This window comes from Shigella dysenteriae, from assembly GCF_022354085.1.
GTDB classification, from domain to species: Bacteria; Pseudomonadota; Gammaproteobacteria; order Enterobacterales; family Enterobacteriaceae; genus Escherichia; species Escherichia coli.
In genome coordinates this window covers 2,219,074-2,244,612 of record NZ_CP055055.1, presented here as the reverse complement: position 1 = coordinate 2,244,612, position 25,539 = coordinate 2,219,074, and the positions used below count along the sequence as shown (strand labels likewise).

Annotated in this window: 23 protein-coding genes; 14 read left to right on the top strand and 9 right to left on the bottom strand. The window is 49.2% G+C overall.

Features of this window, described 5'->3' with window-relative positions; genetic code table 11:
• Window positions 1–20 precede the first annotated feature (20 nt).
• Window positions 21–1,010, top strand: a complete 990-nt coding sequence (gene ldhA, locus HUZ68_RS10785; protein ID WP_000762229.1) for a D-lactate dehydrogenase — start codon at window positions 21–23, stop codon at window positions 1,008–1,010.
• Between the two features lie 110 nt (window positions 1,011–1,120).
• Window positions 1,121–1,543, top strand: coding sequence for a heat shock protein HslJ (gene hslJ / locus HUZ68_RS10780; RefSeq protein WP_001298828.1), 423 nt, complete (start codon window positions 1,121–1,123; stop codon window positions 1,541–1,543).
• Here the strand turns inward: hslJ and HUZ68_RS10775 are convergent.
• Window positions 1,540–1,806, bottom strand: coding sequence for a putative hemolysin (locus HUZ68_RS10775; protein WP_001295715.1), 267 nt, complete (start codon window positions 1,804–1,806; stop codon window positions 1,540–1,542). The two genes, hslJ and HUZ68_RS10775, sit on opposite strands and share 4 nt — an antisense overlap.
• 273 nt (window positions 1,807–2,079) lie before the next feature.
• Between HUZ68_RS10775 and nifJ the strand changes: the two genes are divergently transcribed.
• The 4 genes from nifJ (at window position 2,080) to ttcA (ending at window position 8,789) form a co-directional block, all read left to right on the top strand.
• Entirely contained in the window at window positions 2,080–5,604 is a 3,525-nt protein-coding gene (nifJ, locus tag HUZ68_RS10770; RefSeq protein WP_239594183.1) for a pyruvate:ferredoxin (flavodoxin) oxidoreductase, read from the top strand.
• 365 nt (window positions 5,605–5,969) lie between these two features.
• Window positions 5,970–7,103: a porin OmpN gene (gene ompN, locus HUZ68_RS10765; RefSeq protein WP_033814793.1), complete on the top strand. Its 1,134-nt coding sequence runs from the start codon at window positions 5,970–5,972 to the stop codon at window positions 7,101–7,103.
• Window positions 7,104–7,243: 140 nt separating this feature from the next.
• Window positions 7,244–7,678, top strand: coding sequence for a universal stress protein UspF (uspF, locus tag HUZ68_RS10760; protein WP_001295593.1), 435 nt, complete (start codon window positions 7,244–7,246; stop codon window positions 7,676–7,678).
• A 175-nt stretch (window positions 7,679–7,853) separates the two neighbouring features.
• Entirely contained in the window at window positions 7,854–8,789 is a 936-nt protein-coding gene (gene ttcA / locus HUZ68_RS10755) for a tRNA 2-thiocytidine(32) synthetase TtcA (RefSeq protein ID WP_000081418.1), read from the top strand.
• Between the two features lie 128 nt (window positions 8,790–8,917).
• On the opposite strand, the gene dbpA is transcribed toward ttcA, so the two are convergent.
• The 4 genes from dbpA to ydaN all read right to left on the bottom strand — a co-directional run bounded on the left by dbpA (window position 8,918) and on the right by ydaN (window position 11,813).
• Entirely contained in the window at window positions 8,918–10,291 is a 1,374-nt protein-coding gene (dbpA, locus tag HUZ68_RS10750; RefSeq protein ID WP_000123745.1) for an ATP-dependent RNA helicase DbpA, read from the bottom strand.
• Window positions 10,292–10,320: 29 nt separating this feature from the next.
• The gene (gene ynaL / locus HUZ68_RS24935) at window positions 10,321–10,494 is read right to left on the bottom strand and encodes a proline-rich small protein YnaL (RefSeq protein ID WP_001296046.1); all 174 of its coding nucleotides are present in this window, start codon (window positions 10,492–10,494) and stop codon (window positions 10,321–10,323) included.
• A 274-nt stretch (window positions 10,495–10,768) separates the two neighbouring features.
• Window positions 10,769–11,752, bottom strand: a complete 984-nt coding sequence (zntB, locus tag HUZ68_RS10745; RefSeq protein WP_000387388.1) for a zinc transporter ZntB — start codon at window positions 11,750–11,752, stop codon at window positions 10,769–10,771.
• A 13-nt stretch (window positions 11,753–11,765) separates the two neighbouring features.
• Window positions 11,766–11,813 carry a protein YnaN gene (gene ydaN, locus HUZ68_RS10740; protein ID WP_211180494.1) on the bottom strand — a complete coding sequence of 16 codons (48 nt, stop codon included), beginning with the start codon at window positions 11,811–11,813 and terminating at the stop codon, window positions 11,766–11,768.
• Window positions 11,814–12,006: 193 nt separating this feature from the next.
• On the opposite strand from ydaN, the gene dgcM reads away from it, so the two are divergent.
• Window positions 12,007–13,239, top strand: coding sequence for a diguanylate cyclase DgcM (gene dgcM, locus HUZ68_RS10735; RefSeq protein WP_000628065.1), 1,233 nt, complete (start codon window positions 12,007–12,009; stop codon window positions 13,237–13,239).
• A gap of 20 nt (window positions 13,240–13,259) precedes the next feature.
• Here the strand turns inward: dgcM and smrA are convergent, their stop codons facing one another.
• Both smrA and HUZ68_RS10725 read right to left on the bottom strand, forming a co-directional pair.
• Window positions 13,260–13,823, bottom strand: a complete 564-nt coding sequence (gene smrA / locus HUZ68_RS10730) for a DNA endonuclease SmrA (protein ID WP_001046829.1) — start codon at window positions 13,821–13,823, stop codon at window positions 13,260–13,262.
• A 329-nt stretch (window positions 13,824–14,152) separates the two neighbouring features.
• Entirely contained in the window at window positions 14,153–15,061 is a 909-nt protein-coding gene (locus HUZ68_RS10725) for a LysR family transcriptional regulator (RefSeq protein WP_016247157.1), read from the bottom strand.
• A gap of 175 nt (window positions 15,062–15,236) precedes the next feature.
• Between HUZ68_RS10725 and abgA the strand changes: the two genes are divergently transcribed.
• From abgA to uspE, 6 genes are all read left to right on the top strand, one after another.
• Window positions 15,237–16,547 carry a p-aminobenzoyl-glutamate hydrolase subunit AbgA gene (abgA, locus tag HUZ68_RS10720; RefSeq protein ID WP_000444939.1) on the top strand — a complete coding sequence of 437 codons (1,311 nt, stop codon included), beginning with the start codon at window positions 15,237–15,239 and terminating at the stop codon, window positions 16,545–16,547.
• The gene (gene abgB, locus HUZ68_RS10715; RefSeq protein ID WP_001156425.1) at window positions 16,547–17,992 is read left to right on the top strand and encodes a p-aminobenzoyl-glutamate hydrolase subunit AbgB; all 1,446 of its coding nucleotides are present in this window, start codon (window positions 16,547–16,549) and stop codon (window positions 17,990–17,992) included. Before abgA ends, abgB begins: the two co-directional genes overlap by 1 nt.
• A 36-nt stretch (window positions 17,993–18,028) precedes the next feature.
• Complete coding sequence (abgT, locus tag HUZ68_RS10710; protein ID WP_033815784.1) at window positions 18,029–19,555, top strand: p-aminobenzoyl-glutamate transporter; 1,527 nt, start codon at window positions 18,029–18,031, stop codon at window positions 19,553–19,555.
• 10 nt (window positions 19,556–19,565) lie between these two features.
• On the top strand, window positions 19,566–20,081 hold the full coding sequence (ogt, locus tag HUZ68_RS10705; protein ID WP_000945005.1) for a methylated-DNA--[protein]-cysteine S-methyltransferase: 516 nt from the start codon (window positions 19,566–19,568) through the stop codon (window positions 20,079–20,081).
• Between the two features lie 194 nt (window positions 20,082–20,275).
• Window positions 20,276–21,028: a fumarate/nitrate reduction transcriptional regulator Fnr gene (gene fnr / locus HUZ68_RS10700; protein WP_000611911.1), complete on the top strand. Its 753-nt coding sequence runs from the start codon at window positions 20,276–20,278 to the stop codon at window positions 21,026–21,028.
• A 151-nt stretch (window positions 21,029–21,179) separates the two neighbouring features.
• Window positions 21,180–22,130 (top strand): universal stress protein UspE, encoded by a 951-nt coding sequence (uspE, locus tag HUZ68_RS10695; protein ID WP_001262123.1) that lies wholly within the window; start codon window positions 21,180–21,182, stop codon window positions 22,128–22,130.
• A 49-nt stretch (window positions 22,131–22,179) separates the two neighbouring features.
• Here the strand turns inward: uspE and HUZ68_RS10690 are convergent, their stop codons facing one another.
• On the bottom strand, window positions 22,180–22,437 hold the full coding sequence (locus HUZ68_RS10690) for a DUF2534 family protein (RefSeq protein ID WP_000605090.1): 258 nt from the start codon (window positions 22,435–22,437) through the stop codon (window positions 22,180–22,182).
• Window positions 22,438–22,680: 243 nt separating this feature from the next.
• On the opposite strand from HUZ68_RS10690, the gene ynaI reads away from it, so the two are divergent.
• Window positions 22,681–23,712 carry a low conductance mechanosensitive channel YnaI gene (gene ynaI, locus HUZ68_RS10685; RefSeq protein WP_000559900.1) on the top strand — a complete coding sequence of 344 codons (1,032 nt, stop codon included), beginning with the start codon at window positions 22,681–22,683 and terminating at the stop codon, window positions 23,710–23,712.
• Window positions 23,713–23,762: 50 nt separating this feature from the next.
• Here the strand turns inward: ynaI and mppA are convergent, their stop codons facing one another.
• Entirely contained in the window at window positions 23,763–25,376 is a 1,614-nt protein-coding gene (gene mppA, locus HUZ68_RS10680; protein WP_033815783.1) for a murein tripeptide ABC transporter substrate-binding protein MppA, read from the bottom strand.
• Window positions 25,377–25,539 lie beyond the last annotated feature (163 nt).

Here is a 25,539-nt window from a genome sequence, read left to right as displayed (position 1 = left end):
ACATCACTGGAGAAAGTCTTATGAAACTCGCCGTTTATAGCACAAAACAGTACGACAAGAAGTACCTGCAACAGGTGAACGAGTCCTTTGGCTTTGAGCTGGAATTTTTTGACTTTCTGCTGACGGAAAAAACCGCTAAAACTGCCAATGGCTGCGAAGCGGTATGTATTTTCGTAAACGATGACGGCAGCCGCCCGGTGCTGGAAGAGCTGAAAAAGCACGGCGTTAAATATATCGCCCTGCGCTGTGCCGGTTTCAACAACGTCGACCTTGACGCGGCAAAAGAACTGGGGCTGAAAGTAGTCCGTGTTCCAGCCTATGATCCAGAGGCCGTTGCTGAACACGCCATCGGTATGATGATGACGCTGAACCGCCGTATTCACCGCGCGTATCAGCGTACCCGTGACGCCAACTTCTCTCTAGAAGGTCTGACTGGCTTTACTATGTATGGCAAAACGGCAGGCGTTATCGGTACCGGTAAAATCGGTGTGGCGATGCTGCGCATTCTGAAAGGTTTTGGTATGCGTCTGCTGGCGTTCGATCCGTATCCAAGTGCAGCGGCGCTGGAACTCGGTGTGGAGTATGTCGATCTGCCAACCCTGTTCTCTGAATCAGACGTTATCTCTCTGCACTGCCCGCTGACACCGGAAAACTACCATCTGTTGAACGAAGCCGCCTTCGATCAGATGAAAAATGGCGTGATGATCGTCAATACCAGTCGCGGTGCATTGATTGATTCTCAGGCAGCAATTGAAGCGCTGAAAAATCAGAAAATTGGTTCGTTGGGTATGGACGTGTATGAGAACGAACGCGATCTGTTCTTTGAAGATAAATCCAACGACGTAATTCAGGATGACGTATTCCGTCGCCTGTCTGCCTGCCACAACGTGCTGTTTACCGGGCACCAGGCATTCCTGACAGCAGAAGCTCTGACCAGTATTTCTCAGACTACGCTGCAAAACTTAAGCAATCTGGAAAAAGGCGAAACCTGCCCGAACGAACTGGTTTAATCTTGCCGCTCCCCTGCATTCCAGGGGAGCTGATTCAGATAATCCCCAATGACCTTTCATTCTCTATTCTTAAAATAGTCCTGAGTCAGAAACTGTAATTGAGAACAACAATGAAGAAAGTAGCCGCGTTTGTTGCGCTAAGCCTGCTGATGGCGGGATGTGTAAGTAATGACAAAATTGCTGTTACGCCAGAACAGCTACAGCATCATCGCTTTGTGCTGGAAAGCGTAAACGGTAAGCCCGTGACCAGCGATAAAAATCCGCCAGAAATCAGCTTTGGTGAAAAAATGATGATTTCCGGCAGCATGTGTAACCGCTTTAGCGGTGAAGGCAAACTGTCTAATGGTGAACTGACAGCCAAAGGGCTGGCAATGACCCGTATGATGTGCGCTAACCCGCAGCTTAATGAACTCGATAACACCATTAGCGAAATGCTGAAAGAAGGTGCACAAGTGGATCTGACCGCGAACCAGTTAACGCTGGCGACCGCGAAACAGACATTAACTTATAAGCTGGCGGATTTAATGAATTAATAGCTGCCACAGCTCCCGGCGGCAAGTGACTGTTCGCTACAGCGTTTGCCGTTGGGTAATGCACACATCCCAATCGCCGTACCATCCAGTTGACGGGCAACAGAAAGCGAACCGCCGATCATTGCACAATTTGCTTCTCCACTACTGGACATCGACGCTTTTAAACCTGGCGCTACGTGCGCCGCTGTCGCCTGCTGAACAGGCTCACTACTACACGCCGACAACAATAAAGCGGCACACCCTACCCAAAACGCTGCTCGCATCTCTTCTTCCTCTGATCTTCAAGCCAAACGACACCGCCATAAATAATAGGCAGCACAGAGGGCGACGTCGAGAGCTGTCCTGCGCGTTGCCCCGCATTTTTACTTTTTTATGGCTATTTTTTTGCCCTCTGTTTGATCAAAACATTCATTACGCTGATGTGGGGGACACAAAAGCGAAAATGCAGAAGAAAGCCATTTGCTAAAATTGAAAGATTACTACTGGGCGCGCAGCAATTTCGTGCGCCCCTCATTTGCGCAATGTAAGGGTGTCATATGATTACTATTGACGGTAATGGCGCGGTTGCTTCGGTGGCGTTTCGCACCAGTGAAGTTATCGCCATCTACCCTATTACCCCCAGTTCCACGATGGCAGAACAGGCTGATGCCTGGGCCGGAAACGGCTTGAAGAACGTTTGGGGAGACACACCACGCGTGGTTGAAATGCAGTCGGAAGCGGGTGCTATCGCTACCGTGCATGGCGCTTTGCAGACGGGTGCCCTTTCAACATCGTTTACGTCATCGCAGGGTTTGCTGCTGATGATCCCGACGCTGTACAAACTGGCAGGCGAACTCACACCGTTTGTCCTGCATGTAGCGGCACGTACCGTTGCCACACATGCACTCTCTATTTTTGGCGATCATTCCGACGTCATGGCGGTGCGCCAGACGGGTTGCGCGATGTTGTGTGCGGCAAACGTCCAGGAAGCGCAAGACTTTGCTCTCATTTCGCACATCGCGACGCTGAAAAGCCGCGTGCCATTTATTCATTTCTTTGATGGTTTCCGTACGTCCCACGAAATCAATAAAATTGTCCCGCTGGCCGATGACACTATTCTTGATCTCATGCCGCAGGCCGAAATTGATGCTCATCGCGCCCGGGCGCTCAACCCGGAACATCCGGTGATCCGCGGTACGTCAGCCAATCCTGACACTTATTTCCAGTCTCGCGAAGCCACCAACCCATGGTACAACGCGGTCTATGACCATGTTGAACAGGCGATGAATGATTTCTCTGCCGCGACAGGTCGTCAGTATCAGCCGTTTGAATATTACGGGCATCCGCAAGCGGAACGGGTGATTATCCTGATGGGCTCTGCCATTGGCACCTGTGAAGAAGTGGTTGATGAATTGCTAACCCGTGGCGAAAAAGTTGGCGTGCTGAAAGTTCGCCTGTACCGTCCCTTCTCCGCCAAACACTTGCTGCAAGCTCTGCCGGGATCCGTACGCAGCGTGGCGGTACTGGACAGAACCAAAGAACCCGGTGCCCAGGCAGAACCGCTCTATCTGGATGTAATGACCGCACTGGCAGAAGCCTTTAATAATGGCGAGCGCGAAACTCTGCCCCGTGTTATTGGTGGGCGCTATGGTCTTTCATCCAAAGAATTTGGCCCGGACTGTGTACTGGCGGTATTTGCCGAGCTCAACGCGGCTAAACCGAAAGCGCGCTTTACGGTTGGTATTTACGATGATGTGACCAATCTGTCACTGCCGTTGCCGGAAAACACCCTGCCAAACTCGGCGAAACTGGAAGCCTTGTTTTATGGCCTTGGTAGTGATGGCAGCGTTTCCGCGACCAAAAACAATATCAAGATTATCGGTAATTCCACGCCGTGGTACGCACAGGGCTATTTTGTTTACGACTCCAAAAAGGCGGGCGGCCTGACGGTTTCTCACCTTCGCGTGAGCGAACAGCCGATTCGTTCCGCTTATCTCATTTCCCAGGCTGATTTTGTTGGCTGCCACCAATTGCAGTTTATCGATAAATATCAGATGGCTGAGCGTTTAAAACCTGGCGGCATTTTCCTGCTCAACACGCCGTACAGCGCAGATGAAGTGTGGTCGCGCTTGCCGCAGGAAGTTCAGGCCGTGCTAAACCAGAAAAAAGCGCGCTTCTATGTGATTAACGCAGCGAAAATCGCCCGCGAATGTGGCCTGGCGGCCCGTATTAATACCGTCATGCAGATGGCTTTTTTCCATCTGACGCAAATTCTGCCTGGCGATAGCGCCCTCGCAGAATTGCAGGGTGCGATTGCCAAAAGTTACAGTAGCAAAGGCCAGGATCTGGTGGAGCGCAACTGGCAGGCTCTGGCGCTGGCGCGTGAATCCGTAGAAGAAGTTCCGTTGCAACCGGTAAATCCGCACAGCGCCAATCGACCGCCAGTGGTTTCCGATGCCGCCCCTGATTTCGTGAAAACCGTAACCGCTGCGATGCTCGCCGGGCTTGGTGATGCCCTCCCCGTTTCGGCGCTGCCGCCAGACGGCACCTGGCCGATGGGCACTACACGCTGGGAAAAACGCAATATCGCCGAAGAGATCCCCATCTGGAAAGAGGAACTCTGTACCCAATGTAACCACTGTGTTGCCGCTTGCCCACACTCAGCTATTCGCGCAAAAGTGGTACCGCCTGAAGCGATGGAAAACGCCCCTGCCAGCCTGCATTCGCTGGATGTGAAATCGCGTGATATGCGCGGGCAGAAATATGTCTTGCAGGTGGCTCCGGAAGATTGCACCGGTTGTAACCTGTGCGTCGAAGTTTGCCCGGCGAAAGACCGTCAGAATCCAGAGATTAAAGCCATCAATATGATGTCTCGCCTGGAACATGTCGAAGAAGAGAAAATTAATTACGATTTCTTCCTCAACCTGCCAGAAATCGACCGTAGCAAACTGGAACGTATTGATATTCGTACATCGCAGCTGATTACACCGCTGTTTGAATATTCCGGTGCTTGTTCCGGTTGTGGCGAGACGCCGTATATTAAATTGCTGACTCAGCTCTATGGCGACCGGATGTTGATCGCTAACGCCACCGGCTGTTCTTCAATTTATGGCGGTAACCTGCCCTCTACACCGTATACCACCGATACCAACGGTCGCGGGCCGGCATGGGCGAACTCTCTATTTGAAGATAATGCCGAATTTGGCCTTGGTTTCCGCCTGACGGTCGATCAACACCGTGTCCGCGTGCTGCGTCTGCTGGATCAATTTGCCGATAAAATCCCGGCGGAATTACTGACGGCGTTGAAATCAGACGCTACGCCAGAGGTTCGTCGAGAACAGGTCGCAGCTTTACGCCAGCAACTCAACGATGTTGCCGAAGCACATGAACTGCTGCGTGACGCAGATGCACTGGTAGAAAAATCAATCTGGCTGATTGGTGGCGACGGCTGGGCTTACGATATCGGCTTTGGCGGTCTGGATCATGTATTGAGTTTGACGGAAAACGTCAACATTCTGGTGCTGGATACGCAATGCTATTCCAACACCGGTGGTCAGGCGTCGAAAGCGACACCGCTGGGTGCAGTAACTAAGTTCGGCGAGCACGGCAAACGTAAAGCGCGTAAAGATCTTGGCGTCAGTATGATGATGTACGGTCATGTTTATGTGGCGCAGATTTCTCTCGGCGCGCAAGTGAACCAGACGGTGAAAGCGATTCAGGAAGCGGAAGCGTATCCGGGACCATCGCTGATCATCGCTTATAGCCCATGTGAAGAGCATGGTTACGATCTGGCACTCAGCCATGACCAGATGCGCCAACTCACAGCTACCGGCTTCTGGCCGCTATATCGCTTCGATCCGCGTCGTGCCGATGAAGGCAAACTGCCGCTGGCGCTGGATTCACGCCCGCCGTCAGAAGCACTGGAAGAAACGTTACTTCACGAGCAACGTTTCCGTCGTCTGAATTCGCAGCAGCCAGAAGTGGCAGAACAGTTATGGAAAGATGCTGCAGCTGATTTGCAAAAACGCTATGACTTCCTGGCACAAATGGCCGGAAAAGCGGAAAAAAGCAACACCGATTAAATGCTCTGGATAAGAATTATCCAATTCTAAAAAAAAGCCCGGACGACTGTTCGGGCTTGTCTTTTTATATGTTGGAAAATCAGTGGCAATGCAATGGCCCAACAAAAAATGAAATCTGTGACAATAAAGGCATATAACCCGCGCAGAATAACGTATAGAAAATTAAAAGTATAATTTTTATTTTGTATGTATTATCTTCGATACATTCACCAGACTTATTATCATTTCAGAGGAATTATTTGATTAAGGTTTTACTTAAGGCGTAACAAATGATATTTATCGGCTAACTGAACTTCTCCTTTAGGATGTTTTCACTCCCCGAAATGGGGATAAAAGGCAAATAAAATAACTAAAGGATTTATTCAATGAAAAGCAAAGTACTGGCACTTTTAATTCCTGCCCTGCTCGCCGCAGGTGCTGCACATGCAGCCGAAGTTTATAATAAAGACGGCAACAAATTAGATCTGTATGGCAAAGTTGATGGCCTGCATTATTTTTCTGATAATTCAGCGAAAGATGGCGACCAGAGCTATGCGCGTCTGGGTTTTAAAGGCGAAACCCAAATTAACGATCAACTCACTGGCTACGGTCAATGGGAATACAATATTCAGGCAAACAACACTGAATCTTCAAAAAACCAGTCATGGACCCGTCTGGCATTTGCCGGACTGAAATTTGCAGATTACGGTTCTTTCGATTACGGACGTAATTATGGCGTAATGTACGACATCGAAGGCTGGACCGATATGCTGCCTGAATTTGGCGGTGACTCTTATACCAATGCAGACAACTTTATGACTGGTCGAGCCAATGGCGTCGCGACTTATCGTAATACTGATTTCTTCGGTCTGGTAAATGGTCTGAACTTCGCGGTGCAGTATCAAGGTAACAACGAAGGAGCCAGTAATGATCAGGAAGGCACCAACAACGGACGTGATGTTCGCCATGAAAACGGTGACGGCTGGGGTCTTTCCACAACATATGATTTAGGCATGGGCTTTAGCGCTGGTGCGGCATACACCTCTTCTGACCGCACCAATGACCAGGTTAACCATACTGCGGCGGGTGGTGATAAAGCAGACGCGTGGACTGCTGGGCTAAAATACGATGCTAACAATATTTACCTGGCAACCATGTATTCAGAAACGCGTAATATGACCCCGTTTGGCGACAGCGATTATGCTGTTGCAAACAAAACACAGAACTTTGAAGTCACTGCACAGTACCAGTTTGATTTTGGTCTGCGTCCGGCAGTCTCTTTCCTGATGTCTAAAGGCCGTGACCTGCACGCTGCCGGTGGTGCAGACAACCCGGCAGGTGTTGATGATAAAGATCTGGTTAAATACGCCGATGTTGGCGCGACTTACTATTTCAATAAAAACATGTCCACTTATGTTGACTATAAAATCAACCTGTTGGATGAAGATGACAGTTTCTACGCTGCCAACGGCATCTCTACCGATGATATTGTCGCTTTAGGTCTGGTTTATCAGTTCTAAATCCTCCTGCCCGCTGTTATGGCGGGCTTTTTCTGCTTATTCTTCCTCCTTTGATCTAAATTAAAAATGTGAACTCCGTCATTACACAAAAAGTGTCATCTGGCGTTACACTTTATGCGGATACTAAAACAGGAGGTTTTATGAACAGAACGATTCTTGTCCCTATCGATATTTCCGATTCAGAATTAACTCAACGCGTGATTAGCCACGTTGAGGCAGAGGCAAAGATTGATGATGCAGAGGTTCATTTCCTGACGGTAATACCTTCACTGCCCTACTATGCCTCTCTGGGTTTAGCGTATTCCGCAGAATTACCGGCAATGGATGACCTGAAAGCGGAAGCCAAATCGCAACTGGAAGAGATCATTAAAAAATTTAAACTGCCAACCGACAGAGTGCATGTCCATGTTGAGGAAGGTTCGCCCAAAGACCGCATTCTGGAATTGGCGAAGAAGATCCCCGCTCATATGATCATCATTGCTTCCCATCGACCGGATATCACCACTTATCTGCTCGGTTCTAACGCCGCAGCTGTCGTGCGTCACGCAGAGTGCTCCGTGCTGGTTGTGCGCTGACACTAACGCCCGCACATTGCTGCGGGCTTTTTGATTCATTTCGCAAATGTGCTGACATTTTCCCCTCTAATCCGTACCATACACGCCACTGTTTTTATATCAGATTTCTTATGCTGGGCATTCCGGCATGACGCATACTCTTCTGATGCCATATAACGAATTGAGTCGCTTTTAAATGTCGCAAAATCAAGAAATTAGCAAGAAAGAACAATACAATCTGAACAAATTACAAAAACGTCTGCGTCGTAACGTGGGCGAAGCCATTGCTGACTTCAATATGATTGAAGAAGGCGATCGCATCATGGTTTGCCTCTCCGGGGGTAAAGACAGCTATACCATGCTGGAGATTCTGCGCAATTTGCAGCAAAGCGCGCCAATCAATTTTTCGCTGGTGGCTGTTAACCTCGATCAAAAGCAACCGGGCTTCCCGGAACACGTTCTGCCCGAGTATCTTGAAAAGCTGGGCGTTGAGTACAAGATTGTTGAAGAGAATACTTACGGTATCGTGAAAGAGAAGATTCCAGAGGGCAAAACCACTTGCTCACTGTGTTCTCGCCTTCGTCGCGGTATCCTTTATCGTACCGCAACGGAACTGGGGGCGACGAAGATCGCGTTGGGTCACCATCGTGACGATATCCTGCAAACGTTGTTCTTAAATATGTTCTACGGCGGCAAGATGAAAGGTATGCCTCCGAAACTGATGAGCGATGATGGCAAACATATCGTTATTCGTCCGCTGGCCTACTGCCGCGAGAAAGATATTCAGCGATTTGCCGATGCAAAAGCGTTCCCGATTATTCCGTGCAACCTGTGCGGTTCACAGCCTAACCTGCAACGTCAGGTGATTGCTGACATGTTGCGTGACTGGGATAAACGTTATCCAGGGCGTATCGAGACGATGTTCAGCGCGATGCAGAATGTGGTGCCGTCGCATCTGTGCGATACCAACCTGTTCGATTTTAAAGGCATTACCCACGGTTCTGAAGTGGTTAACGGGGGTGATCTGGCGTTTGATCGCGAAGAGATCCCACTACAACCGGCGGGCTGGCAGCCAGAAGAAGATGAAAATCAGTTGGATGAGTTACGACTGAATGTGGTTGAAGTGAAATAACCAGGATAGCGCCCGATGCGCAAGCGTATCGGGCTACTCTTATGGAGGCCGGATAAGACGCGGCCAGCGTCGCATCCGGCAATCCCGAATAAGATGTTTACTCTTGCACCCGGCAATTCAACATTTCATTATTTTAATAACCGCACCCGGCACGTTTTTCCTTTAATCTTCCCGCCCTGTAACTGTTTCCATGCTTTATGAGCAACAGCCTGACGGACCGCGACATAGACATGCGCCGGATGCACGGCGATTTTGCCAATATCTGCGCCATCAAGCCCGATATCTCCTGTCAGTGCACCTAATACATCACCCGGGCGCATTTTGGCTTTTTTCCCGCCATCGATACACAACGTTGCCATTTCTGCTTCCAGCGGCACAATGGAACTATTAGCTGGCGGCGTTTGCCAGTTAAGTTTTATCTGCAACATGTCAGAAATGATATTGGCCCGCTGTGCTTCTTCCGGAGCACAGAAACTGATCGCCAGACCGCTATTTCCTGCACGAGCTGTACGACCGATGCGATGTACATGAACTTCAGGGTCCCACGCCAGCTCAAAGTTCACCACCAGCTCAAGCGATTTAATATCCAGACCACGCGCAGCAACATCAGTAGCAACCAGTACACGGGCGCTACCGTTAGCAAAACGTACCAGAGTCTGATCGCGATCGCGTTGCTCCAGATCGCCGTGTAACGACAATGCACTTTGCCCTACTTCATTCAGCGCGTCGCAGACAGCCTGGCAATCTTTTTTGGTATTGCAAAACACCACGCAAGAGGATGGCTGATGCAAGCTTAATAACCGTTGCAACAGAGGAATTTTGCCTTTGCTGGATGTCTCATAAAATTGTTGTTCAATGGGTGGCAAAGCATCTGTTGAGTCAATTTCAATCGCCAAAGGATCGCGTTGTACTCGTCCGCTGATTGCGGCGATGGCTTCCGGCCAGGTTGCCGAAAACAGAAGCGTCTGTCGAGATGCAGGCGCAAAACGGATGACATCATCAATGGCATCGCTAAATCCCATATCCAGCATGCGGTCGGCCTCATCCATCACCAAAGTATTCAGCGCATCCAGTGATACCGTGCCTTTTTGCAAGTGATCCAGCAAACGACCCGGCGTTGCCACGATAATATGCGGCGCATGTTGCAACGAATCACGCTGCATACCGAACGGTTGACCACCGCACAACGTCAAAATTTTGGTATTTGGCAGAAAACGCGCCAGCCGACGCAATTCACCTGCCACCTGATCCGCCAGTTCACGCGTAGGACACAGCACTAAAGCCTGGGTTTGAAATAGCGACGCATCAATTTGCTGTAACAAGCCGAGGCCAAAAGCCGCCGTTTTGCCGCTGCCGGTTTTCGCCTGCACGCGAACATCTTTTCCGGCAAGGATCGCCGGAAGCGCGGCGGCCTGCACCGGCGTCATGGTTAAATAACCCAACTCATTAAGGTTCGTGAGTTGGGCGGGAGGCAAAACATTCAGGGTAGAAAAAGCGGTCACAATCTATTCTCGTGGTCATCGACGCAAAGTTAGCAGGCGCGTATCCTCGCAGATCTACGCTCACGATGCGACAATTTAATCGGTTCTTCATCGGGTGGTGGGTCAGGCATGGGTTGCGGGCGAGGGATCGGATCGGGCACTGGAACAGGATCGCCAGGAATCGGTTCAGGGACAGGAATTTGCAAATAAATAAGTGTCGTCATATTTCCCTCCGGTCATTGGGTGGACTCTTAAAGGGTAGACGCTGATAAATAACAGGCAAAAAAAAGCCGACTCATCAAAGTCGGCGTCGTACGAATCAATTGTGCTATGCAGTAATTCAAAAAAGGAAGTAAGACAATATGGAGCGCAACGCCCATCGCTTGACGTTGCATTCACCTGCAATGGAGATATTGCCCTGAATGGGTAGAGAGTTTATTGACTTCGCTCAAACTTTGCGGCGTTTTTGTATACAGACAGCCGGAAAAATTGCTTTTGTTACAACCATTTACTACGGTGCAACCATAAAGCAACACCACCAATAAGAACAACTAACAGAATACAAAAAATTGAAAATCCGAATTGCCACCCGCCGCCAGGGATCCCACCAAGGTTGACGCCAAATAACCCTGTCAGAAAGGTACTGGGTAAAAAGACCATTGCCATCAATGACATTGTATAGGTACGACGAGCTAAATTTTCCTGCATCACCTGAGCGATTTCATCCGCCATCACGCCAGTCCGTGCTATACAGGCGTCGATTTCGTCAAGGCCGCGCCCAAGGCGATCGGCAATATCCTGCATCCGACGGCGTTGGTCATCGCTCATCCACGGCAAACGTTCACTGGCAAGACGAGCATAGACATCACGTTGCGGTGCCATATAGCGACGCATCACAATTAATTGTTTGCGCAGCAGAGCCAGGAATCCACGCGGCGGAATTTGCTGATCAAGGAGATTATCTTCAAGGTCGATAATTTTATCGTGCAGCTGCTCGATAAATTCGCTGGAATGATCGGTCAACGCATCGCACACATCCACCAGCCACCCTCCGCAATCGGTCGGACCCGTGCCCTCTTCCAGATCGCTCACCACATCGTCCAGCGCCAGCACTTTGCGTTGTCGGGTCGAAACAATTAACCGCCCGTCCATATATACACGCATGGCGACCAGTTGATCGGGGCGTTCATCGGTGCTGCCGTTTATACAGCGCAATGTAATAAGCGTGCCTTCACCGAGGCGGCTGACTCGGGGCCGTGTGCTCTCGCCCGCCAGCGCATCACGTACGTTATTGGGAAGCAGCGGTGTTGTCGCCAGCCATTGGGCGCTGTCATGGTGTACATAATTAAGGTGGAGCCAGCAGGGATGCGCTTCATCAATCACATCTGTATTTTCCAGCGGTTTAACGCCGCCTCTACCATCCAGCATCCAGGCAAATACTGCATCCGGGACATTAACGTCCGATCCCTTAATCGCTTCCACAGTGCCTCCATCATCAACGCATTATTTTGTAGTCTAGCCTTCTGGCCCTGTTACGCAACATCTCATCACCCCATTACCCTGAAATGATTAATAAAATTCTGTCTAAATTGAATACAAAAAGCAAAATGCTTTTCCGTATACAAACCGTGTGAAGTGTTAAATAGCGTCTATCATTATCAGAATTATCTGATCATATGACGTGGCTTTTTTGCGATCGGATAGCAACAAAAATTGATAAAAATAATGGGATCTCAATGATTACGCACAACTTCAATACCCTGGACTTACTCACCAGTCCTGTCTGGATCGTTTCGCCCTTTGAGGAACAGTTAATTTATGCCAATAGCGCGGCGCGACTGTTGATGCAAGACCTCACGTTTAGTCAGCTACGAACCGGTCCCTATTCCGTCTCCTCACAAAAAGAACTGCCGAAATACCTCTCCGATCTGCAAAACCAACACGATATTATCGAAATCCTCACTGTTCAGCGTAAAGAAGAGGAAACAGCATTAAGCTGTCGGCTTGTTTTGCGAGAGCTGACAGAAACAGAACCGGTGATTATTTTCGAAGGTATCGAAGCGCCGGCAACGCTGGGGTTAAAAGCCAGTCGCTCGGCAAATTATCAGCGCAAAAAACAAGGTTTTTATGCGCGCTTTTTTCTGACTAACTCTGCACCAATGTTGTTGATTGACCCGTCACGAGATGGACAAATCGTCGATGCTAACCTCGCCGCGCTCAATTTCTATGGTTATAACCATGAAACGATGTGCCAGAAACATACCTGGGAAATAAATATGCTCGGGCGTCGCGTCATGCCTATCATGCATGAAATTTCGCATTTACCCGGCGGTCATAAACCTTTGAATTTTGTTCATAAACTGGCGGATGGATCTACTCGTCATGTGCAGACCTATGCCGGACCGATTGAAATTTATGGCGACAAGCTCATGTTATGTATTGTGCATGATATTACTGAGCAAAAACGGCTGGAGGAGCAGCTGGAACATGCTGCTCACCATGACGCGATGACCGGATTACTGAATCGGCGACAGTTTTATCACATTACGGAACCAGGCCAAATGCAGCATCTCGCCATCGCTCAGGATTACAGCTTGTTGCTCATCGACACCGATCGTTTTAAACACATTAACGATCTCTATGGGCATTCTAAAGGTGATGAGGTGTTATGCGCCCTCGCCCGCACCCTCGAAAGTTGCGCTCGCAAAGGCGATTTGGTGTTTCGTTGGGGAGGCGAAGAGTTTGTCTTATTGCTACCAAGAACCCCACTGGATACCGCGCTTTCGCTGGCTGAAACTATCCGCGTAAGCGTGGCAAAAGTGAGTATTTCGGGCTTACCACGCTTTACCGTCAGCATTGGTGTGGCGCATCACGAAGGAAATGAAAGCATCGATGAACTGTTTAAACGCGTTGATGATGCTTTGTATCGGGCGAAAAATGATGGACGCAACCGCGTGCTGGCGGCATAAGCCGCGGATGCGTCTCGAGATCAACGACTGCGCTTAGCGTGGCGCTCCCAGTTTTCTTGCTTCGCCTGCGCCGTTTTACGTAGTGCGACGTAACACGCCCCGCTGCCGCCATGATGCGGTAGCGCGGTGCAATATGCCTGAACATCATCAAATTCGGTCAGCCAGCGCGCCACATAGCTGCGGACAATATTGGCATGCGATTTATCATCCCGCCCTTTACCATGAATAATCAGCACGTTACGCAAACCATCCGCCAGGGCTTGTTGAATAAAACTGAACACCATTTTGCGGCACTCTTCCACCGGCTGGCGCAAAAGATTCAGGCTCGCCTGTTGCGGATATTTACCACTGCGCAGCTTATCCAGCACCCCATGTTGCAACCCTTCCCGCCGAAACTCCAGCGGCTGACTTAGTGGGATAATGTCGAGAAATCCGGTGGTGAGGAAATTATCAAGCTGCAGCGTGTCGATACGCTGCGGCGCACGTTGGTTACGCGTTGGATGCCAGTGGACATCGGTAGCACGTTTCAGCGGCTGGACATCTTCCATGGCGTCAAGAAACAGCGATTTGTCGTCAAGGTTCATGTTACATCCTCCCGCAATTAAGAGCGCGATATGATAACCAGACCGGGTCGGTCCAACAACGTATTACCCAAAATTCCAGTAATAAGTTCCAAATATTGCCGATATTTTAAGCAAAATGCTTATGCATGATTATTCATTCACGATATTAATAATGTAACTTATATTTTCGTGAAATCTGTCACTGAAGAAAATTGGCAACTAAAGGTTAAAACCGTTATAACACAGTCACCGGCGCAGAGGAGACAATGCCGGATTTAAGACGCGGATGCACTGCTGTGTGTACTGTAGAGTCTGGCGGATGTCGACAGACTCTATTTTTTTATGCAGTTTTAACTTTGCAGATAGCCGCATTCTCGCCGGAATTGCGTGATTAATGACGCGGTCAGTGGTGTCTGGCGACTATCACGCCGCTGAATCAAATAATAGGCCGCTTTCGGTAAAATTTCTCTAACCGGCAACATCACCAGCCCCTGTCCGTGCAAGGGATCGCAGCCCATTTCTTCAGGCAGTATGCTGAGAAAATCGCTTTTTGCCACCAGACTGATACAGGCTGAGAACGTCTCGCAGACTACACCGACCTGTGGCGTTTGCGCCTGATCGTCAAGCAATTCACTCAACTGTTTGTAGTAGCTGCCGTGTGGCGTCGGCATTGTCCAGCTGTAATCCAGTAACTGTTTGATCGAACGGGCACCAATGGCGGGGTGTCCCGGGCGGCAAAAGATCGCGAATTGCTTTTCCAGTAATTTCTCAAAAGTAAATTCGTGGTCGTACGGTCCCTGATAATAGGTATTGATGGTGAAATCCAATTCTCCCTGACGCAATTCATTAATCATCGACACCAGTTGCCCTTCCATAATGCGTACTTTTACCTGCGGATGCTGCTGATGAAAACGAGATATGACAGCTGGCATCAGACTGCGGGAAATACTGGCCCCCATGCCGATATTAATCTGCCCTGCCAGTTGCCCTTGTCGTTGGCGAATATCCTCTTGGGCTGCGCGCAGCTCTTCAAGAATAAGACTGGCGTGCTGATAAAAACTTTCACCGGCATCAGTTAACGTCACGCCTTTACTACGGCGAAAAAAGAGTTGCGCCGCTAACCCTTCTTCCAGCTCCTGAATAGATTTACTCAGTGCCGGTTGCGACATATTCAACATTCGGCTCGCTCCGCGAATGCTGCCCTGACGAGCCACTTCAACAAAAGCCCGAATTTGATGAATTTTTACCTGAAAAGCCATGACGCCACCGATAACCGTTATTTATCAGACCAAAGAAACTGGCATCTACTTTAATGCAGATGATTGTGTCAGGGTAATTTATGAACGGTTAAAACTGTGAAAAATCAGTTAGTGATAAGTAAAAACTATCGCTACGTGAACCGGGTCACACTTTTTACTGATGACGGGAAAGGTTATGGAGTCTTTGAATCAATTTGTTAATTCGCTTGCCCCAAAATTATCGCACTGGCGACGTGATTTTCATCACTATGCAGAGTCTGGCTGGGTGGAATTCCGCACTGCCACCCTTGTTGCGGAAGAATTGCAGCAGCTCGGCTATTCACTAGCGCTGGGCCGCGAAGTAGTTAATGAAAGTAGCCGGATGGGACTACCTGATGAACTCACTCTACAACGCGAATTCGAGCGCGCTCGTCAACAGGGTGCGCTAGCACAATGGATTGCGGCTTTTGAAGGTGGTTTCACGGGTATCGTCGCCACCCTGGATACCGGTCGACCCGGTCCGGTGATGGCTTTCCGTGTCGATATGGACGCGCTGGATCTCAGTGAAGAGCAGGATGTCAGCCATCGCCCCTACCGCGACGGTTTTGCGTCATGTAACGCCGGAATGATGCATGCCTGTGGTCATGATGGGCATACCGCCATTGGGCTTGGGCTGGCGCATACCCTTAAACAATTCGAGTCCGGACTACATGGCATCATCAAACTGATTTTTCAACCTGCAGAAGAAGGTACGCGTGGCGCGAGGGCGATGGTCGATGCAGGTGTAGTGGATGATGTTGATTATTTTACTGCCGTGCACATTGGCACTGGCGTACCTGCGGGCACCGTGGTGTGCGGCAGTGATAATTTTATGGCAACCACCAAATTTGACGCGCACTTCACCGGGACCGCCGCTCACGCAGGCGCAAAACCAGAAGACGGTCACAATGCCTTGTTGGCGGCAGCACAAGCAACTCTTGCACTACATGCAATCGCCCCGCACAGCGAAGGCGCTTCCAGAGTAAACGTGGGCGTTATGCAGGCAGGAAGCGGTCGTAATGTTGTTCCTGCCTCGGCGTTGCTGAAAGTGGAAACACGCGGGGCCAGCGACGTCATTAATCAATATGTTTTTGACCGTGCACAACAAGCGATTCAGGGCGCAGCAACCATGTATGGTGTCGGCGTTGAAACTCGTCTGATGGGTGCAGCTACCGCCAGTTCTCCTTCGCCGCAATGGGTCGCATGGTTGCAAAGTCAGGCGGCTCAGGTCGCGGGGGTCAATCAGGCCATTGAACGTGTTGAAGCGCCTGCGGGTTCCGAAGATGCCACATTAATGATGGCCCGCGTGCAGCAACATCAAGGGCAAGCCTCCTACGTGGTGTTTGGCACACAGCTGGCGGCAGGTCATCACAACGAAAAATTCGATTTTGACGAGCAGGTTCTCGCTATTGCCGTCGAAACGCTGGCGCGCACCGCGCTCAATTTTCCCTGGACGCGAGGTATCTGATGCAGGAAATCTATCGTTTTATCGACGATGCGATTGAAGCCGATCGCCAACGTTATACCGATATTGCCGATCAAATCTGGGATCATCCAGAAACACGTTTTGAAGAGTTCTGGTCAGCGGAGCATCTGGCTTCGGCGCTGGAATCTGCAGGCTTCACCGTTACCCGCAACGTAGGCAATATCCCAAATGCCTTTATTGCTTCGTTTGGTCAAGGCAAACCGGTTATCGCCCTGCTGGGAGAATATGACGCCCTGGCAGGTTTAAGTCAGCAAGCTGGTTGCGCGCAACCTACATCCGCGACGCCCGGTGAAAATGGTCACGGTTGCGGACACAATTTGCTGGGAACCGCCGCCTTTGCCGCTGCAATAGCCGTCAAGAAATGGCTGGAACAATATGGGCAAGGCGGCACAGTGCGCTTTTATGGTTGTCCTGGCGAAGAAGGCGGCTCGGGTAAAACGTTCATGGTCCGCGAGGGGGTATTTGATGATGTGGATGCGGCACTCACCTGGCACCCGGAAGCCTTTGCCGGTATGTTCAATACCCGCACGCTGGCAAACATTCAGGCATCATGGCGCTTTAAAGGGATCGCAGCACATGCCGCGAATTCCCCTCATTTGGGACGCAGCGCCCTTGATGCCGTAACGTTGATGACCACTGGCACCAACTTCCTCAACGAACATATTATTGAAAAAGCGCGCGTACACTATGCCATCACAAATAGCGGCGGGATCTCGCCCAACGTGGTCCAGGCGCAGGCAGAAGTGCTTTATCTTATCCGCGCCCCCGAAATGACCGACGTGCAGCATATTTATGATCGGGTCGCCAAAATCGCCGAAGGTGCGGCATTGATGACCGAAACCACGGTTGAATGCCGCTTCGACAAAGCCTGTTCCAGTTATCTCCCGAATCGCACCTTAGAAAATGCCATGTACCATGCCCTATCCCATTTTGGTACCCCGGAATGGAACTCCGAAGAACTGGCTTTTGCGAAACAAATTCAGGCTACGCTCACCCCCAACGATCGGCAAAACAGTCTGAATAATATCGCCGCAACCGGTGGCGAAAACGGCAAGGCTTTTGCACTACGTCATCGTGAAACGGTACTGGCGAATGAGGTCGCTCCATATGCCGCCACCGATAACGTGCTTGCGGCATCGACTGATGTCGGCGACGTCAGTTGGAAACTGCCTGTTGCCCAGTGTTTCAGCCCCTGTTTTGCCGTCGGTACACCGCTACATACGTGGCAACTGGTTAGCCAGGGGCGAACATCTATTGCTCATAAAGGAATGCTGCTGGCGGCGAAAACTATGGCAGCAACCACAGTCAATCTCTTCATTGATTCAGGGCTATTGCAAGAATGCCAACAAGAGCATCAGCAAGTTACGGACACGCAACCGTATCACTGCCCTATCCCGAAAAACGTGACACCGTCACCTTTAAAATAACAACAACAACGCAAACACAACAACCGAGGAATGCCCATGAGTATGTCATCCATACCGTCGTCCTCCCAATCCGGGAAGCTCTATGGCTGGGTCGAAAGAATTGGTAACAAGGTTCCCCATCCTTTTTTGCTCTTTATCTATTTGATAATCGTACTCATGGTGACGACGGCAATTTTGTCGGCCTTTGGCGTCAGTGCGAAAAACCCGACCGATGGTACGCCGGTGGTGGTGAAAAACCTGCTCAGTGTGGAAGGATTACACTGGTTTTTACCCAATGTTATTAAAAACTTTAGCGGTTTTGCTCCACTTGGTGCGATCCTGGCGCTGGTTTTAGGTGCCGGTCTGGCGGAGCGCGTCGGCTTACTGCCAGCACTAATGGTTAAAATGGCATCGCATGTTAATGCCCACTACGCCAGTTATATGGTGCTGTTTATTGCTTTTTTCAGCCACATTTCTTCCGATGCGGCGTTAGTGATCATGCCACCGATGGGTGCGCTGATTTTTCTGGCGGTGGGCAGGCATCCAGTTGCAGGTTTACTGGCTGCCATTGCAGGCGTAGGTTGCGGCTTTACGGCTAATTTACTGATTGTCACAACCGACGTGTTGCTGTCGGGGATCAGCACGGAAGCGGCGGCTGCGTTCAATCCGCAAATGCACGTCAGTGTAATTGATAACTGGTATTTTATGGCCAGCTCCGTAGCCGTACTGACGATTGTTGGCGGCCTGATAACCGACAAAATCATCGAGCCACGGTTAGGTCAATGGCAGGGAAACAGCGATGAGAAACTGCAGACATTGACCGAAAGTCAGCGTTTTGGTTTACGCATAGCAGGTGTCGTATCGCTACTTTTTATTGCTGCGATTGCGCTGATGGTGATCCCGGAAAACGGGATATTGCGCGATCCGATTAATCACACCGTGATGCCATCACCCTTTATTAAAGGTATCGTGCCACTGATCATTCTTTTTTTCTTTGTTGTCTCGCTGGCTTATGGCATCGCTACCCGCACAATTCGACGTCAGGCGGATTTACCGCATTTAATGATTGAACCGATGAAAGAGATGGCGGGATTTATCGTGATGGTTTTTCCCCTCGCCCAATTTGTCGCCATGTTTAACTGGAGCAACATGGGGAAATTCATCGCCGTGGGGCTGACCGATATACTAGAAAGTTCAGGGCTTAGCGGCATCCCGGCGTTTGTCGGTCTGGCGTTGCTTTCCTCTTTCTTATGCATGTTTATCGCCAGCGGTTCCGCAATCTGGTCGATTCTGGCCCCCATTTTCGTACCAATGTTTATGCTACTTGGCTTTCACCCGGCATTTGCGCAAATCCTCTTTCGTATTGCCGACTCATCCGTATTGCCTTTAGCGCCGGTATCTCCTTTTGTTCCACTGTTTCTTGGATTCCTGCAACGCTACAAACCAGACGCGAAACTGGGTACTTACTATTCGTTAGTCTTGCCCTATCCGCTTATCTTTTTGGTGGTATGGCTGCTAATGTTGCTGGCGTGGTATCTTGTCGGTCTGCCGATAGGTCCGGGTATTTACCCACGTTTGTCTTAAGAGAGAACGGATGCTGAGATTACTTGAAGAAAAAATTGCCACGCCACTGGGTCCACTGTGGGTGATTTGCGATGAGCAATTTCGTCTGCGGGCGGTTGAATGGGAAGAGTACAGCGAACGCATGGTGCAGCTGCTGGACATCCATTATCGCAAAGAAGGCTATGAGCGCATTTCTGCCACCAACCCAGGCGGTTTAAGCGACAAGCTTCGTGATTATTTTGCCGGTAATCTTAGCATTATTGATACGCTTCCCACTGCCACAGGGGGGACGCCATTTCAGCGTGAAGTCTGGAAAACACTACGCACAATCCCCTGCGGGCAGGTAATGCATTACGGCCAACTGGCTGAACAATTGGGCCGCCCTGGCGCGGCGCGTGCCGTTGGTGCGGCAAACGGATCGAATCCCATCAGCATCGTCGTACCTTGCCATCGGGTTATTGGCCGAAACGGCACCATGACCGGATATGCAGGCGGAGTTCAGCGAAAAGAGTGGTTATTGCGCCACGAAGGTTATCTTTTGCTGTAAACATTAAACAATTTGTGCCAGCTTGTTCACACTTTTATGTAAAGTTACCCTTAACAACTTAAGGGTTTTCAAATAGATAGACATATATTTACATCTAATATCGGAATTCTCTGCTGTTAAGGTTTGCTTAGACTTACTTGCTCCCTAAAAAGATGTTAAAATTGACAAATATCAATTACGGCTTGAGCAGACCTATGATCCCGGAAAAGCGAATTATACGGCGCATTCAGTCTGGCGGTTGTGCTATCCATTGCCAGGATTGCAGCATCAGCCAGCTTTGCATCCCGTTCACACTCAACGAACATGAGCTTGATCAGCTTGATAATATCATTGAGCGGAAGAAGCCTATTCAGAAAGGCCAGACGCTGTTTAAGGCTGGTGATGAACTTAAATCGCTTTATGCCATCCGCTCCGGTACGATTAAAAGTTATACCATCACTGAGCAAGGCGACGAGCAAATCACTGGTTTTCATTTAGCAGGTGACCTGGTGGGATTTGATGCCATCGGCAGCGGTCATCACCCGAGCTTCGCGCAGGCGCTGGAAACCTCGATGGTATGTGAAATCCCGTTCGAAACGCTGGACGATTTGTCCGGTAAAATGCCGAATCTGCGTCAGCAAATGATGCGTCTGATGAGCGGTGAAATCAAAGGCGATCAGGACATGATCCTGCTGTTGTCGAAGAAAAATGCCGAGGAACGTCTGGCTGCATTCATCTACAACCTGTCCCGTCGTTTTGCCCAACGCGGCTTCTCCCCTCGTGAATTCCGCCTGACGATGACTCGTGGCGATATCGGTAACTATCTGGGCCTGACGGTAGAAACCATCAGCCGTCTGCTGGGTCGCTTCCAGAAAAGCGGTATGCTGGCAGTCAAAGGTAAATACATCACCATCGAAAATAACGATGCGCTGGCCCAGCTTGCTGGTCATACGCGTAACGTTGCCTGATTTTTCCGCATAACTCACTATCCTTCTGTCATATCATTAAATTTTTCTGATTTATTGATCTGGCAGAAGGTTCATCACTGTTTCATTCACCAGATATGGGTTAATCTTTTAATTACAAACTGCGTTGACAGTTGTTGTAAGGAGACCCTGTATGGCTATGTATCAGAACATGCTCGTTGTTATCGATCCTAACCAGGACGACCAACCAGCATTGCGGCGAGCTGTTTATTTACATCAACGGATTGGTGGCAAAATTAAAGCCTTTTTGCCGATCTATGACTTCTCATACGAAATGACCACCCTGCTCTCCCCGGACGAACGTACCGCTATGCGTCAGGGCGTCATTAGCCAGCGTACAGCCTGGATCCACGAGCAGGCAAAATATTATCTCAATGCTGGCGTTCCCATTGAAATTAAAGTGGTCTGGCATAACCGTCCTTTCGAAGCCATCATTCAGGAAGTGATCAGCGGCGGGCACGATTTGGTGCTAAAAATGGCGCACCAACATGACCGTCTGGAAGCGGTGATTTTTACGCCAACGGACTGGCATCTGTTACGCAAATGCCCAAGCCCGGTGTGGATGGTGAAAGACCAGCCGTGGCCGGAAGGAGGTAAGGCGCTGGTGGCGGTGAATCTCGCCAGTGAAGAGCCGTATCATAATGCGCTCAATGAAAAACTGGTCAAAGAGACGATCGAACTGGCAGAACAAGTCAACCATACCGAAGTTCATCTGGTTGGCGCTTACCCAGTAACGCCAATTAATATCGCGATTGAACTGCCGGAATTTGATCCGAGCGTTTATAACGATGCCATTCGTGGGCAACATTTGCTGGCAATGAAAGCTCTGCGGCAGAAATTCGGCATTAATGAAAACATGACGCACGTAGAAAAAGGTCTGCCAGAAGAGGTGATTCCTGATTTGGCGGAGCACTTACAGGCGGGGATTGTGGTTCTGGGCACGGTAGGACGCACCGGTATTTCAGCAGCATTCCTCGGCAACACGGCGGAACAGGTGATTGATCATCTTCGCTGCGATCTGTTGGTCATTAAACCTGACCAGTATCAGACACCCGTTGAACTGGATGACGAAGAAGACGATTAACGACTCTTCAATAACTGACAAGGCCCGAGTTATCGGGCCTATTTTTTACTTACTGCTCTTCGCCGCCAAGGAAATAAATTCCCAACGGGATTGCCAGCAACACAGTAAAGACCAGGCTATAAACAAAAATCATCGATGACTGAATCACATACATTGATGTCGTCCACTCAGACAGCGGAATATTGTACTGTTCTATAACGCCGCCGATAGTCGCGCGAGTCACAACCGACGCCGCAATAATGAAAACCGCCAACAAACCAAAGAGAAATTTCTTCCCTTTCGCTGACTTCAGTTTCGCCATAATCATGATGTAATCCTTGTGCAGACAAATTTCTTGTTACCTAAACGTAACAATACCATGACATTTCACCGTTGTCTGCTCTGAAAACCTCACCTCTTAGCTGGATTTACAATCAACGCATTGATTAGTTAGCTAATGTTGCTACTTCCTTCCCTGACTATTGATGATCTGAATGAATTGTCGCGGTAAAATAGCCCCGCCAGGGGTTTCCGGCATGACGACAATTATCTGGAGGAGCCTGATAAAACAATGATCGCTGAACTGTTTACAAATAATGCGCTTAATCTGGTCATTATTTTCGGTAGCTGCGCAGCATTGATTCTGATGAGCTTTTGGTTTCGCCGCGGAAATCGTAAAAGAAAAGGTTTTTTATTCCATGCGGTGCAATTTTTAATCTACACCATAATTATCAGTGCTGTTGGTAGCATTATTAATTATGTTATAGAAAACTATAAACTCAAATTTATCACCCCAGGCGTTATCGATTTTATCTGTACGTCCCTGATTGCGGTTATTCTGACGATTAAGCTATTTTTGCTGATTAATCAGTTTGAAAAACAGCAGATTAAAAAAGGTCGCGATATCACCAGTGCGCGGATTATGTCGCGCATTATCAAAATCACCATTATTGTGGTGCTTGTTCTGCTTTATGGCGAACATTTCGGCATGAGCCTTTCTGGCTTGCTGACCTTTGGTGGTATTGGTGGTCTGGCTGTCGGTATGGCCGGTAAAGATATTCTGAGTAATTTCTTTTCCGGGATCATGCTCTATTTCGACCGTCCTTTCAGTATTGGCGACTGGATCCGTTCACCGGACAGAAATATCGAAGGTACAGTAGCGGAAATTGGCTGGCGAATTACCAAAATTACGACCTTTGATAATCGTCCATTGTACGTACCGAACTCGCTGTTTTCGTCGATCAGCGTAGAAAACCCAGGACGAATGACCAACCGCCGCATTACCACGACCATTGGTTTACGTTATGAGGATGCGGCAAAAGTGGGCGTTATTGTCGAAGCCGTACGTGAGATGCTGAAAAATCACCCGGCCATCGACCAGCGACAAACCTTACTGGTTTATTTCAACCAGTTTGCTGACTCGTCATTGAATATTATGGTTTATTGCTTTACCAAAACCACGGTATGGGCTGAGTGGCTTGCTGCACAGCAAGACGTTTATTTGAAGATTATCGATATTGTACAGTCACACGGCGCGGACTTTGCCTTCCCCAGCCAGACGCTGTATATGGATAACATTACACCGCCGGAACAAGGTCGCTAAATAAGACATCACTGGCGTTATCCACAAGGGTAACGCCAGTTCCCATCACATCAATGCTTCACAACATACATAGTCCGACTGTACGCCACATCTTCCGGGTTATTAATGGGATAACCTTTCAGCCACGGCTTGATTAATCGTCCATTGGTATATTGATAAATTGGTGCAATCGGTGCTTGCTCCATGAGGATTTTTTCTGCCGCGTTGTAATCGGCATTACGCGCTTTAACGGTATTTTCCGTCGATGCCTGCGCCAGAACTTTGTCGTATGCCGGATTGTTAAAGCGTGAAATATTTCCTGAATGCGTTGACGTTAATAATGTCAGGAAAGTGGAGGGTTCATTATAATCCCCCACCCATGAGGCGCGGATAACATCAAAATTGCCGGTGTTACGGCTATCGATATAGGTTTTCCATTCCTGATTTTGCAATTTAACATCTACGCCAAGGTTCTTTTTCCACATCGATGCTACAGCAATCGCAATTTTTTGATGGTTTTCTGAAGTGTTATACAAAAGCGTCAGCTTCAGCGGTTTTTGCGGACCATAACCAGCTGCGCTCAACAAAGTTTTTGCCTGCGCATTCAGTTCTTCCTGACTCATTTGTTCAAACGGCGAAGGTTCCGGCGTAAATCCGGCGGTAACATCTGGTGTAAAATGCCACGCTGGCTTTTCGCCCGTCCCTAATACTTTTTCGGTCATCAGGCGGCGATCTATCGTCATACTTAATGCCAGACGAACGCGCTGATCTGCCGTCGGCCCTTTTTGCGTGTTAAACGCATAATAATAGGTCCCGAGCTGCGGCGGCGTATAAACCTGCCCCGGAATATCCTTCAACAGCTTCTGATACATATTTTTCGGGAAGGATTCGGTGATATCAATATCCCCCGCGAGGTAACGCTTAGTGGCTGCGGATTCCTGATTAATTGGCAGGAAGGTCACTTTTTGCAGTACCGTTTTGGCGTTATCCCAATAATGGGTATTCGGTACCACGACCAGTTTTTCATTGACTACGCGCTCTTTAAGAACATAAGCGCCATTGCCGATCAGATTTCCAGGTTTCGTCCACTCTTTACCGCTTTCTACGTTGGCTTTTTGCACCGGGAAGAAGGCAAAGTTAGCGGTTAAATTCACAAACCACGGCAACGGTTTATCAAGCTGAATTTTCAAAGTATGGGCATCAACTGCGGTGACGCCAAGCTGGTCAGGCGTAGCTTTACCATCAATAATCGCCTGTGCGTTGTTGATTCCCGCCAGCGCGGCAAACCATGCAAATGGCGATAGCGTTTTCGGGTCCACCAGACGCTGCCAGCTGTAGACAAAATCTTGCGCCGTTACCGGTGTGCCATCCGCCCATTTTGCGTTATCGCGCAGGGTAAAAGTCCAGATACGGTTGTCATTACTTTTCCACTGAGTCGCAACGCCGGGGACAATCTCCCCTTTCTCGTTCTGATTCACCAGTCCTTCAAACAGATCGCGAATGACCTGAATCTCTGGCAGGCCCACGGCTTTAGCGGGATCCAGCGACGCAGGCTCATCTTTAATGTGGCGCACCAGCTCCTGCTTCTCTGCCAGTACTGTGCCGCTCGGAACTTCTGCAGCATACGAAAGAGAAATGCTGCTGACCAACAGCGCACAACACGTGACTGAAACAGAGTGCTTCATAAGTTTCCCTCTAACCGACATTAAAATTGATGCGTAATTATTTGTTTCGCCTTAAAGAAATGCAAACAACTTCCATCAAAAAAGTGACACAGGAAGCATAAAATGTTTTATGTGTCAATATATTAAATCAGATTTAGTGTAAATAATAGACGCCAAAATGCGG